Source organism: Bernardetia aquimarina (assembly GCF_042180575.1).
Taxonomy (GTDB): domain Bacteria; phylum Bacteroidota; class Bacteroidia; order Cytophagales; family Bernardetiaceae; genus Bernardetia.
On record NZ_CP170094.1, the window covers coordinates 2,822,933 to 2,835,806 of the forward strand.

Below are 12,874 nucleotides of genomic sequence, written 5' to 3' on the forward strand. Positions count from 1 at the left end.
TCCATTTTTCTAGCTTACTTTTTCTGTAAAAATCTCTATGAATTTCCTTCAAAATATAAAAAATAAATTTTCTAAATCGTCAAATAAAACTACTGAAAACCAATCTGATACAGCTTCAAAACCCCAATCCAAAACAAAAAGAGTATTTAAGAAAATAGCAAAGGTTTTGATGTGGATTTTTGGTTCGTTTTTCGGACTTTTGGCTCTTATTTTTATTTTACTTTTTCTTCCTCCTGTGCAAGATTTTCTGACAGGAAAAGCAGAAAATTTTCTCTCTGAAAAACTAACTACAAAAGTAGAAATCAAAATGATTCGCCTTAGTTTTCCTTTAGGACTGACTTTAAATGGACTTTATATTGAAGACCTTCAACAAGATACACTACTTTATGCAGGTCATTTTAATGCTCAAATAAATCCTTTTGTGCTTTTAGATAATACACTTCAAGTTACAGAAATTGAGCTTGAAAATGTTTATGCAAATATTTGGATAGCCGAAGATAGCACTTCAAATATTGATTTTATAAATGCTGCTTTTGCCTCCACCGATTCTGCCACCACGAGCGAAGAACAAACCACGACACAACTACAAGCCAGTGATACAACAGGTGGAAGTTTTATTATTTCTTTGGGTGGAATCGATATTAAAAATATCAATCTAAAATTTGATGATAGATACAATGGAAACGACATCAAAGGAAAAATAGGACAGTTAAAAATTGATGTTGATGATTTTGATTTGAATAATCTCAAATTTGCAGTAAAAGATATTTTGCTCAAAGACACCGACTTGCGTTATGTACAAACGCACTTGCCACCACCAACACAAGAAAAACCAGATACCACCAGTTCAGAAATAGGCTTTCAGATTGATTTAGATAAAATAAATTTAGAAAATATAACAGCTTTTTATAAAAGTAATGTTACAAAACAAGAAGTAAATGCTCAACTAGGAACTCTTTTTATTAATGCTCAAAAAACAAATTTAGGAACTCAAAAAATTGTCATTCAAGACGTAGAGCTCAAAAAAACGTTTGTTTCTTACAAACAAGGAATTGTCAAAACAGCTTTAGATTCTGCCATAAATAATTCTGCCAAAACGGTAGCTGATGAAACTCAGCAAGTAGCAGGAACGCAAGAAGACGAGGGAAAACCTTGGGTTGTTGAAGTAAAAAATATTTTACTGGCTGATAATGAAGTCGTTTTTGATGATGAAAATAGTCCAACAACAGACTATGGTTTTGATGCAAATCATATTCATTTTAAAGGAGTTGCTTTAAATATAAAAGACTTTAAACTCTATCCAGATGACATTGCAGCCGACCTCAAAACTATTCAAGCAACTGATAACAGAGGGCAATTTGAACTTAGAGATTTTGATGGAATTATTCGTTTAGATTCGAACGGTATAGGCGTTACAGATTTGAATATTCAGACTTCACGCAGTAAAATAGGACAGAAAGTAAAACTGGCTGCTTCATTAAAAAACATTGCTGAAGACTGGCAAAATGCTGATTTAGATATTAATTTGGATGGAACAGAAATCGCTCTGGCTGATGTTTTTTATTTTGTTCCAGACTTAGCAAAACAAGTCAATTTATTAAGACAAACTACCGAAACCATCAAAATTTCTGGACAGGCAACAGGAAAGGCAAACGATGCTACGCTTAAAGATTTTCAAATAAAAGGATTGAACAATACAAACCTTTTAGTCAATGGAAATATTAAAGGTTTGCCCGATGTAGAAAAAATCTATGCTGATATAAAAGTAAACAAACTGACTTCTTCTCGCTCTGATTTACAAAAACTTGTGCCTAATGGAACACTTCCAGCAGGATATAATTTTCCTCAAAAAATCTTTATGACAGCCTCTGCAAAAGGTTCTATGGACGATATGTTTGTAGAGTTTTTAGCAAATCTTGACAGTACAAAAATAGAAATGGGTGGTACAATCAAAAATCCGACTGACCCAAATAAAATGTATTTAGATATTGCTACAAAGCAGTTTTTAGTTTATATGAAAGATGTCAAAAGTTGGTTGCCCAATACACTGCTTCCTTCAAATCTTACGCTTCCTCCAAAAATAGAGGGAAATATTGCCTTTACAGGATTATTGAATGACTTCGAAACCAATACAAAACTAAACACAACTTTAGGAAATGTAGGTGCAAAAGGAACAATGCAAAATGCTATTTCTGAAACTGAAATGCCGATTTATAATATTACAGCTTTAGTAGAAAATGCACAATTAGGAAAAATTTTGCAAGACACAACACTAGGAATTGCAGATTTGAAGATTACGGCTGATGGTAGTGGTTTTGACCCAGAAAAAATGAAAACTACTATTGATGGAAACGTAAATAAATTTGAATATAGCAACTATGTCTATAAAGACTTAAAAATAGATGGAAAAGTAGATGGTTTGTCCTACAATGGTAAACTCAATATGAAAGATAAAAATTTGACGTTTGATTTTGATGGAAATGTAGTAATGGATTCGCTCAACCCTAAGTTTGTTGTCGATTTAGATTTGAAAAAAATTGATTTACAAGCTCTCAATTTGTATGATGAATCCTTGACTGTTAGCTTGAATCTTGATGCAGATATTACAGGAATGAGTTTGGATAACCTAAAGGGAAATACAACTCTTAAAAATGTAATCATTACTAAAAAAGGGCGTAGTTTTAGGATAGATTCGGCTGCTTTTGTGTCTATTTCTCAAAAAGACAAAACAGATATTCAGCTTCGTTCGGATATTATTTCTGCCAACATTCAAGGAAATTTAGACCTTGCTACTTTTACTTCTACGGTTCAAAATCACATTAATACATATATCGAAATTGACCCAGTTTTGCCCAATCAAGAAATTGAAACACAACAGATGGATTATTCTATCCAAATTCATAAATCTGAACTTCTGACGGCTTTAGTTCCTGACCTTACTAAATTCGAACCTGCTTCTTTGGATGGAAAGTACCGTAGTGATTCTAAAAAGTTTGAACTAAATGGAAGTTTTCCGTCTATTATTTATGCAGGAATTGTGATGGATTCTCTATCCATCAATATTGATTCGGACAAGGAGGCTTTGAGTTATAGAATTGGAGTTGCAGAACTCAATGATGGGACTTTTCAATTCAAAAACCCTCTTGTTTTTGGAAAGGCTTCCAATAATAAAGCAGATTTGACTATCAATATTAAAGATGAAGAAGGCAAAGAACAGTTTGATATTACTACTTTTTTAGAACGTCCAGATACGACGCAGTTTATTGTTTCTCTTGCTCCTTCTCAAATTCTGAATTATGATAATTGGAGTGTAAAAAAAGGAAATCAAATCGTTTTGCGAGCTACTGAAAGTGATAATTTGAGTATAAAAGATTTTATAATGGCTTATCAAGACCAAAAAATCAGCGTACAGACTACAGAAGAAGATAAAAACCTACTCGCTAGTTTCAAAAACTTCGAACTCACTACACTAACAGACATAGTTTCAGCAAATGATACGACAAAATTAGCCACAGGACGACTAAATGGAAATGTAAACCTGCAAAACTTTCAAACAGAGATGCAGCTTTTGGCAGATTTAAAAATTGATGATTTGACTGTTTTGAATAGTCCGTTAGGAAATTTGGCAATGAAAGCAGAAAATAGTAAAGCAAAAAACCGTTATGATGTAAATGTAAATCTGACAGGAGAAAATAAATTCGAACTGACAGGGTATTACAATGCTGCCCAAAATGCAAGTGATGCACTGAATATGAATTTGGATATTCAAAGATTTTCCCTTCCGACTTTAGAAAACCTCACTATGGGAAGTCTAAAGGATATGAAAGGCGTAGTTACAGGAAGTTTGACAGTAAAAGGAACAACTGATAAACCTGCTATTTTAGGAAAATTAGATTTTAATAAAACTTCATTTTTCCTTACGGCTTCGGGAACATATTTACATTTAGAAAAAGAAACTATTGGTTTTGATAATAAAGGTATTGCCTTCCAAAACTTTACTTTAAAAGACAAAAAACAGAATGCACTTTATGTAAATGGTAGAATAAATACGCCTACTTTTAGTGATTTGAACTTAAATCTGAATGTAAAGAGTGATAAGTTTTTGTTTGTAGATAGCAAGAAAAGTACAAACCCAAAAGAAGAACAATTATTTTTTGGAAAAGCTCTTGCTTCTCTTGATGTAGATGTAAAAGGAGAGGCTACAAGCCCAGTTGTAACAGCAAATGTAGAAGTTTTGGAAGGAACAGATTTGACGTATATTTTGCCTGAATCTGAAATTGCAACGATTGATAAAGATGGTGTTGTAGAGTTTGTCGATAGAGATTTTTATAGTGATTCTCTTATTTCAGTTGTGCCTAATGATGAAGATAGTACACAATATGCAACTGATATGGATATTCGTGCTGTTATCAAAATCAATCCATTAGCCAAAATGAAAGTAGATATTGATGAATCGAATCAATTAGAAGTGCAAGGAGGAGGCGATATTAATTTCAATCTAAATCCTAGTGGAGAAATGTCTTTGACAGGACGTTATGAGATTACAGACGGAATTTATAAACTCAACTTCTTCAATATTGCCAAACGAGATTTTACCATTCAGAAGGGAAGTTCGATTACTTTTTATGGCGATATTATGGATATGAAAGCTGATATTACAGCGATTCATACAGTTGAAGCTGCTTCGTATGAATTGATGGCAAACCAACTAGGAAACACTTCTGAATCAGAACTCAATAAATACAAGCAAAAACTACCTTTTGAAGCTGTTTTGAATATGAATGGAGAGGTTTTGAATCCAATTATTGATTTTGATATTGATATTGCCGATGAAGAACGTGGCGCAATGGGAGGAACAATTAATACAAGACTTCAACTTCTAAACAAACAAGAATCAGAACTCAACAAACAAATTTTTGCATTACTTATTTTGGGAGGATTTATTTCAGAAAATCCATTGGATAGAGCGCAAGGAGAAATGGGTTTTGCAGAATCAACAGCAAGAAATACAGTAAGTGGACTTTTGACAGACCAACTCAATAAGTTAGCTGATAGAAATTTGTCTGGAATTGGTCTTTCTTTTGATTTGAATTCTTATGAAGATTATTCGACAGGAGAATCTCAAAGCAAAACCGAATTAGGAATCAATCTTTCAAAATCATTTTTAGATGAGCGTCTGACTTTTCAAGTAGGTACAAATGTAGATTTGGAAGGTGGTGCAGCAGACCAACAACAACAACAAGGTTTGAGTAGTATTGCTGGAGATGTGATTATTTCTTATTTGATTACGGAAGACGGACGTTATAAAGTTCAGATTTTTAGAGAAAATAGCTATGCTGGTGTGATTGATGGGCAGATTATCCAAACAGGAGCATCACTTATTTTTGTGAGAGAATATGATAAAGTGAGTGAGCTTTTCAAAAAAGACAAGGAAAAAAATAAAAAGCAAGAAAAACAAAAACGCAAAAATAAGGAAGGAGAAAAATACTAAAAAGTAAAAAAACCTCATCTCAAAAAGATAAGGTTTTTGGGGTAGATTGTTTTAATCAATCTATTTAACTACTATTTTTCGTGTTTAAAGTTAGTGTTTCAATATCTTTTTTTAGAAAAAACCCTACTCCAAAAAAGTAGGGTTTTAGAGTGATAGATATTTACTTAACTACCAACTTTAATCTTAACTTTATTCTATCACTACCTTTACGATCTTATATTTTTGATTTTGAGTAACAACTTTGATAATATAAGAGCCTTTAGCAAGTGATTTTAAATCCAAACGATAGTCAGAAATTCCTTTTTGTAATTTAATTTTTTGAATTTTTCGTCCTATTACATCACTTACTTCAAGAGTGGTTTGAGAAGTAAGTGTTTGTTCAAACTGAATCGTAAACTGTCCATTTATACTTGGATTTGGAAAGACATTAAAGAAAAAAGGCGTATTCTTATCTTCTCCCAAAACAACATCTTCTTTTAGTCTAAAGTAAACTGTGCGAGTAGCTTTCTGACAACCAGAATTGTAAGTTATGATGGCACTATAATTATCGCTTTCATTAGGAGTAATAGTTACTTGTCCCTCAAAAGAAGGTGCAGATTCTCCATTTTTGAGCCACTCTACGTTACTAATCGTTTCACTAGACTCTACAAAAAGTGTAGATTCAGTAGTACGTAGAAAGGCATCAGCTACACTTATTCTTTCTATATCTACAGTTTCACTAAACGTTGTACAACCATTTTGAGAAATTTGTACTTGATACGTTCCTGCTATGGTAGTCGTGAAAGTATCTCCTTCTTGATTTCTCAGAACTCGTCCATTTCTAACCCACGTATAAGTGAGATTAGTATCTGGGTTATCTACACTCAAAGTAACTTGGTCATTAGGACAGAATGTAGCCTGACTAGCCGAAACAGTAACTCCTTCTGGCAAGTTAGTAACAGTTACTTCTATTTCATCTCTAGAGATACAGCCGTTTTGAGTTACTTCTAAAATATACGTTCCAGAACCACGAGTAGAGGTTGATGTCCCCATAGCAATAATATTTTCTGCTTCAATCCAACGATACTCTGCTCCTTCTACAACATTAGCAGCCGATAGAGTAGCGTCTGCACAAAGATTAATACTGCTTCCTTGAGTAATTTGAGCTACTGGACTGAAATTCAATATTACGTTTACAGGTTTTACACTTGTAGTTTTGCTTATTATAGTAAGTCTGACCGTTTTTTACGGTATATTTGTCTTGGCAATGAGGACAAATCTGAGATTGTTTAGTTTGCATTTTACAAATATCATAACTCATTGCCATTTTTTCAAAAAAAACATCCTTATATTTAGAACACTACCAAGGTTTTAATGATAAATGATTTTGTGTTTTTCATAAAATAAGATTAAAAAATGGAAATTTAAACTGTCAAGACACCTTAGAGGTATTAGATAAATTTTGATAACATATAAATAATTTTGTTTAGTTACTTGCCAAATTCATACAAATAACTTTTTTTTAACTTCTTTGTTATACTATTTGTAAATCATTTTTTTAACTAACTCTTATTTTTATGACAACTTGGACAATTGACCCAATGCACTCTGAAATTCAATTCAAAGCCAGACACATGGTAATTTCTACTGTTACAGGCTCATTTTTAGAATTTTCTGGTAAAATGGAAACTCCTTCAGAAAATAAAAATAATTTTGAAAACGCTATCATTACTTTTGAAGCTCAAGTAGAAAGCATAGATACAGGCGTAGAGCAGCGTGATGAACATTTACGTTCAAATGACTTTTTTGAAGCTGAAAAGTATCCTACTATTTCTTTTACATCTACTTCTTTTAAAAAAAATGGCTCTGAAAATATATATGATATGGAAGGAAACTTAACGATAAAAGATACTACAAAACCAATTAAGTTAAGTGTGGAATATGGAGGAACTGCTGTGGATATGTATGGACAAACAAAAGCAGGTTTTGAATTAAGAGGGGAGGTAAACCGTCAAGAATTTGGCTTAGTGTGGAACGTTACTACAGAAGAAGGTGCTGTAATTGTTTCAGACGATATAAAATTAGTTGCAGAGTTACAATTAGCTAAACAGGAGTAAACAAAAAAGCCATATTTTGAGAAGGCATAATAAATTGGTCATGCTCTTATTTGGTGTCCAAAAGTATCATAAATTTGTCATGCCTTCTTCAAAACTCTTATTTATCTTCTTTTACTTCAGAATATTTATAGCCATACTCTTCCGTAATTTTTTCTTTAGAAATTTGTTCTACTTTAAAAGTGCCTACAATTTCTTCAACTGGACGATCACCATAAGCTGTTTTTTGCTCTGCCACTTTATCAATTACTTCAAAACCATCAATGACTTGTCCGAAAACAGTATATTGTCCGTCAAGATGATTTGCACCTGTATCTTTTTCTACGATATAAAACTGTGAATTACTAGATCTTCTTTCTGGATTTATTTGGTCTCCCATTCTAGCTGCTGCAACTGCACCTCTACGGTGTGGGTGATTAGGTCTTATTTCGGCAGTAATCGTACTATCAGAAACATTTTTTGGAGGATTTTCTTTTGTAGATAAATCTCCACCTTGTATCATAAACCCTTTTATTACTCGGTGAAAAATTGTTCCATCATAATGACCTGCTTCTACTAATTTTAGAAAATTTTCTTTGTGAATCGGTGTGTCATCAAAAAGAACAAGTTTTATATCACCAAATTTTGTAGAAAGAGTTACTACTTGATCTTTGTCTGGACTGCATGTATTGCTCATAAATAAGGAAATTAAGATGAATGAAAATGTTAAACGAAGTAAGTTACTTTTTCTCATCGTTATAAATGATTTGATTAATGATTGTTTTAGAGTATTTCAGAACTTTATAAATTTAGATTCAAATTTATGTTGTTGTTGTAAAAAGTACAACACGCAATTTACAATCTAACTCTTTGAAAGATAGAGCCTTTGATAACATAAGCAAAATAAGAATAAGCATTATTTGCTCCCATGTAGTAATACAAATATCGTAAAAAACGCTCAGAAATCATATAATAACTGAGCAAAATAAAACAATCTAAAAAAGAATTGGAAAGCAAAAATTTAATTGTACAAACAATTAATAAAAAGGCGTAAAAACATCTAAAAAATAGATTATTTTATAAAAATTGACTTTTTTTAAAAAAATATACTTGTATAGACAACTATTTTCCTATCTTTGCGTATAACCAAACAAGAGCAGCGCAGACGGACTTAAATCTCTGTTATTCTCTCAATTTTTTATTTATTTATTTTCATACAAACATTTTTTATTATGGCTACTATTTGGAATATTGACCCAATGCATACTGAAATTCAATTCAAAGTAAAACATCTTGTTATTTCTACTGTAACAGGCTCTTTTCAAGAGTTTTCTGGAAAATTAGAAGCTACAAAAGAAGACCTCACAGATGCAAAAATCACTTTTGAAGCAAATATCAACAGTATCACAACAGGAAATGAACAACGTGATGGACATTTGAAGTCAGATGACTTTTTTGGTGTAGAAAAATTCCCAAAACTTGCTTTTGAATCTACTTCTTTTGAGAAAAAATCAAGTGATGAATATGAACTAAAAGGAAACTTAACTATTAAAGAAACAACAAAACCAGTTACTTTAGCAGTAGAATATGGTGGTACAGCAGACGATATGTACGGAAATACAAAAGCTGGCTTTGAACTAACAGGAAAAATTAGCCGTAAAGATTTTGGTTTAACTTGGAATGGCGTAACTGAAGCAGGTGGTGTCGTAGTAAGCGATGAAGTAAAATTGCTTATGAATGTACAAGTAGCTAAAGTAGTGGCTGAAACAGTTTAGAGTTAGTTGAGAATAAAATAGAAGCTAAAAAAACGATATTTCTTTTGAGGAGAAGTATCGTTTTTTGGTTTTAATATAGATTTATTAAACAACTTCTATGAGAAAATACTTATTTTGTGAACAATCATTTTTTGTTAAAAAAACCTATTGCTATGCTCATTCGTTAGTAGCAAAGTCTAAGTTGAATCAATACTTTGATTAACTTGCAGCCTATTTTATACTACTTTCTTTTGCACCACTTTCTGTATTATTTTATTATCATAAATGGCAAATTTAGAAAAATCAACTCCCAAAGGAGAAATATTTGACTGGAAAATACTCAAACGTATTTTTGTTTTCGTAAAACCCTATCAAGGACATTTTTATTTTATTATTTTCTTGACTGTTTTGTTAGGAATTATTGCACCTATTCGTCCCTATCTTATCAAACTTACTGTTGATGATTATATTCTTAAGAATGATTGGGAAGGCTTAAATTTGATGCTTATTTTACTTTTGGCTTCAGCGATTGTGCAAGTAGGAGTCGAATTTGTTCATAGTTATCTTTCGGGTTGGTTGGGACAAAATGTGGTTCGTGATATTCGTATGCAAGTCTATAATCATTTGATGGGAATGAAACTATCTTTTTATGATAAAACACCTATCGGAAGACTCGTAACTCGTACTATTTCAGATATCGAAACGCTTTCAAATATTTTTACACAAGGAATTGCTAATATTTTAGGAGACATTTTGCAGCTTACTTTTATCTTGGCTGCTATGCTGTATTTGGATTGGAAACTCACTTTAGTTACACTGACTGTTTTGCCTTTTTTATTGGTCGGAACATATATTTTTAAAGAAAAAGTAAAAGATTCATTTAATGATGTCCGTACAGCCGTTTCAAATCTCAATTCATTTGTACAAGAACATGTTACAGGAATGTCGATTGTTCAGATTTTTAATAGCGAAAAAAGAGAACACAAGAAATTTGAATCTATCAACAAAGAACATCGAAGAGCAAATGTAAAAACAGTGTTGTATTATTCTCTTTACTTTCCTTTGGCTGAAATTGTGGGTGCAGCAGGAACTGGTTTGGTGGTTTGGTATGGTGCTTCTAGTGTTTTGGGAGAAAGAATTGAATTAGGTACTTTGATTGCCTTTATTTTATTTTTGGCTATGTTTTTCCGTCCTATTCGTATGATTGCTGACCGTTTTAATACCCTTCAATTAGGGATTGTTAGTTCGGACAGAATTTTAAAACTATTAGATGATGATAGCACTATTCAACATAACGGAACTTATTTTGCAAAAAACTTGAAAGGAGATATTCGTTTCGAAGAAGTGTGGTTTGCTTACAATATGGATGCTTCAAAAGGAAAATATAATGAAAATGGAGAGTTGAATATCGATAATAAAGTAGAAGTAAAACCAGAATGGGTCTTAAAAAATATTTCTTTTGAAGTAAAACAAGGTCAGACGATTGCAATGGTAGGTGCAACAGGCGCAGGAAAATCATCTATTATTAATCTTTTGAATAAATTTTATGAAATTCAGAAAGGCGAAATATTTATTGATGATAGAAATTTAGAAGATTATAATCTTAATTCATTACGCCAACATATTGGAGTAGTTTTACAAGATGTATTTTTATTTTCAGGAACAATTATAGATAATATTACCCTTCGAAATCCTGATATTTCTTTAGAAAGAGTAAAGGAAGCTGCCGAACTGGTGAGAGCTAAAGAGTTTATAGAAAAACTTCCAAATGGTTTTTATTATAATGTTCAAGAACGAGGCGCAACACTTTCAGTCGGACAAAGACAGCTTATTTCTTTTGTTCGTGCAATGGTTTATGACCCTCAAATTTTGATTCTTGATGAAGCTACTTCTTCAGTAGATTCTGAAACAGAAGAATTAATCCAAAATGCCATTGATAAAATGATGGAAGGAAGAACAGCTATTGTAATTGCTCACCGTTTGGCTACAATTCAAAAAGCAAGTAAAATCCTAGTATTGGATAAAGGAGAAATTAAAGAAAGTGGTTCGCATGAAGAACTTCTAAAACTAGGTGGTTATTACAATACACTTTACGAAATGCAGTTTTTGCAGACAGCAAAGAGTTAGAATTTGGAATAAAAAAATGATTTTTTGTTAGTGTTACACAAAGCTAATATTGAAATTGTTTAAGAATAGGTTTTGTGTATTTATTTTTGGTATCACTATGCTAAAACACCAATAAAGTCTGTATTTTTTCCTGTTCTGTGACACACAGAACGCAATTTTCCCATTCTTAAACAACTTCATTAAAAAAAATATACTAATGAAAAATAAAATTTTCTTTGTGGTTAGTCTTCTTTTTGGTTTGATTATGATTAATGGAGGACTAAATAAATTCTTTAATTATCTTCCTTTAAAAATGGATAAGGCTGCAATGGATTTAATAACCGTTTTCAAATCATCAGGTTGGATATTCAATTTAGTGGGTATTGTAGAAATCATTGCAGGAGTTTTGATTATTATTCCAAAAACTCGTGCTTTAGCTGCTATTATGATTTTTCCTGTTGTGGTAGGAATTGTTCTTTTTCATGTTTTTCAAGACCCTGCTAATATGATTATGAGCTTTGTTTTTTTGGCTATCAATCTTTGGATAATTTTTGAAAATAAAGAAAAATACATGCCGATGATTAATAAATAAAAACTTCTTATTTTTTTAGATAAAATTATGAGACTTTCTCTTCTTGATGAATAGAAAGTCTTTTTTTGTATGAAAAGCGAAAGTCTGAAAATCATTCTAGCAAAAAATTTGTACTTTAGTTTATCTCTAAACCCCAATTATAAATCTATCTATCCAAAAAATGAAAAAGTACTATTTTTTTAAAATCAAAACCTTTACTTTATGTAGTCTATTTTTATTCATTTTTTTTATTGGAAGTAGTTTTTCTTCTTTAAATTACTTAGATACGACTGAAAAAAAACTTTTTGTAGTGGTCATTGATGCAGGACATGGAGGCTATGATGTAGGAAATGAATGCTCAGATTTGCAACGTTTCAAACAAGAGAAGGATTTAGTTTTGCCTGTTGCTTTGCAACTTGGAGGGTATTTGGAAAATTTACTAGAAAATGTAAAAGTTGTTTATACACGAAAAGATGATATATTTGTGAGCTTGGAAGACAGAGCAAAAATAGCAAATGATGCAAGTGCTGATTTATTTATTAGCATTCATGCCAATCACAATCCTATTAAAAGTATTTATGGAGCGCAAGTTCATATTCATAATCACGATATAAAATTTAGTAAAATTTTTGCAAAAAAATTGATGAAACAACTTTCAGAAAGAGCAAAAAGAAAAGTTCTCAAACTCCAAACTACGGCTGATAGAGGTCATAATTTATTTGTTCTTCAAAATACCAAAATGCCAGCCATTTTGGTAGAGTTAGGTTTTATGAGCAATGGAAGTGAAGAGGTTTATCTCAATAGCGAATACGGTCAGACAATTTTAGCTTCAGCTATTTTTCGTGCTGTAAGAGAATATCGTGAAGTGGTGCAGTAGGTT

The 12,874-nt window shown here is 31.7% G+C and carries 8 protein-coding genes; 6 read left to right on the forward strand and 2 right to left on the reverse strand.

The features are described 5' to 3' along the window. Positions 1 to 37: 37 nt before the first annotated feature. Entirely contained in the window at positions 38 to 5,491 is a 5,454-nt protein-coding gene (locus tag ACE193_RS12005; protein WP_375563229.1) for a translocation/assembly module TamB domain-containing protein, read from the forward strand. Positions 5,492 to 5,680: 189 nt separating this feature from the next. Here ACE193_RS12005 and ACE193_RS12010 read toward each other — a convergent pair whose 3' ends face one another. Further along, positions 5,681 to 6,655 carry a T9SS type A sorting domain-containing protein gene (locus tag ACE193_RS12010; protein ID WP_375563230.1) on the reverse strand — a complete coding sequence of 325 codons (975 nt, stop codon included), beginning with the start codon at positions 6,653 to 6,655 and terminating at the stop codon, positions 5,681 to 5,683. A 392-nt stretch (positions 6,656 to 7,047) separates the two neighbouring features. On the opposite strand from ACE193_RS12010, the gene ACE193_RS12015 reads away from it, so the two are divergent. Further along, a complete protein-coding gene (locus ACE193_RS12015) occupies positions 7,048 to 7,587 on the forward strand; it encodes a YceI family protein (RefSeq protein ID WP_375563231.1) in 540 nt (179 codons plus the stop codon). Between the two features lie 97 nt (positions 7,588 to 7,684). Here ACE193_RS12015 and ACE193_RS12020 read toward each other — a convergent pair whose 3' ends face one another. Beyond that, entirely contained in the window at positions 7,685 to 8,260 is a 576-nt protein-coding gene (locus ACE193_RS12020; protein ID WP_375563232.1) for a peptidylprolyl isomerase, read from the reverse strand. 535 nt (positions 8,261 to 8,795) lie between these two features. On the opposite strand from ACE193_RS12020, the gene ACE193_RS12025 reads away from it, so the two are divergent. The 4 genes from ACE193_RS12025 to ACE193_RS12040 all read left to right on the forward strand — a co-directional run bounded on the left by ACE193_RS12025 (position 8,796) and on the right by ACE193_RS12040 (position 12,871). Further along, the gene (locus tag ACE193_RS12025; protein WP_375563233.1) at positions 8,796 to 9,338 is read left to right on the forward strand and encodes a YceI family protein; all 543 of its coding nucleotides are present in this window, start codon (positions 8,796 to 8,798) and stop codon (positions 9,336 to 9,338) included. A 264-nt stretch (positions 9,339 to 9,602) separates the two neighbouring features. Then, the gene (locus tag ACE193_RS12030; RefSeq protein WP_375563234.1) at positions 9,603 to 11,444 is read left to right on the forward strand and encodes an ABC transporter ATP-binding protein; all 1,842 of its coding nucleotides are present in this window, start codon (positions 9,603 to 9,605) and stop codon (positions 11,442 to 11,444) included. Between the two features lie 196 nt (positions 11,445 to 11,640). Continuing rightward, complete coding sequence (locus tag ACE193_RS12035) at positions 11,641 to 12,015, forward strand: DoxX family protein (protein WP_375563235.1); 375 nt, start codon at positions 11,641 to 11,643, stop codon at positions 12,013 to 12,015. Positions 12,016 to 12,175: 160 nt separating this feature from the next. Beyond that, positions 12,176 to 12,871: an N-acetylmuramoyl-L-alanine amidase gene (locus ACE193_RS12040; protein ID WP_375563236.1), complete on the forward strand. Its 696-nt coding sequence runs from the start codon at positions 12,176 to 12,178 to the stop codon at positions 12,869 to 12,871. The last annotated feature ends 3 nt before the right edge of the window (positions 12,872 to 12,874 follow it).

Excerpts from the sequence above, each read along its gene's own strand:
- ACE193_RS12005 (WP_375563229.1), top strand. The coding sequence starts at position 38 with ATGAATTTCCTTCAAAATATAAAAAATAAATTTTCTAAATCGTCAAAT.
- ACE193_RS12015 (WP_375563231.1), top strand. The coding sequence starts at position 7,048 with ATGACAACTTGGACAATTGACCCAATGCACTCTGAAATTCAATTCAAA.
- ACE193_RS12020 (WP_375563232.1), bottom strand. The coding sequence starts at position 8,260 with ATGAGCAATACATGCAGTCCAGACAAAGATCAAGTAGTAACTCTTTCT.
- ACE193_RS12025 (WP_375563233.1), top strand. The coding sequence starts at position 8,796 with ATGGCTACTATTTGGAATATTGACCCAATGCATACTGAAATTCAATTC.
- ACE193_RS12030 (WP_375563234.1), top strand. The coding sequence starts at position 9,603 with ATGGCAAATTTAGAAAAATCAACTCCCAAAGGAGAAATATTTGACTGG.
- ACE193_RS12035 (WP_375563235.1), top strand. The coding sequence starts at position 11,641 with ATGAAAAATAAAATTTTCTTTGTGGTTAGTCTTCTTTTTGGTTTGATT.
- ACE193_RS12040 (WP_375563236.1), top strand. The coding sequence starts at position 12,176 with ATGAAAAAGTACTATTTTTTTAAAATCAAAACCTTTACTTTATGTAGT.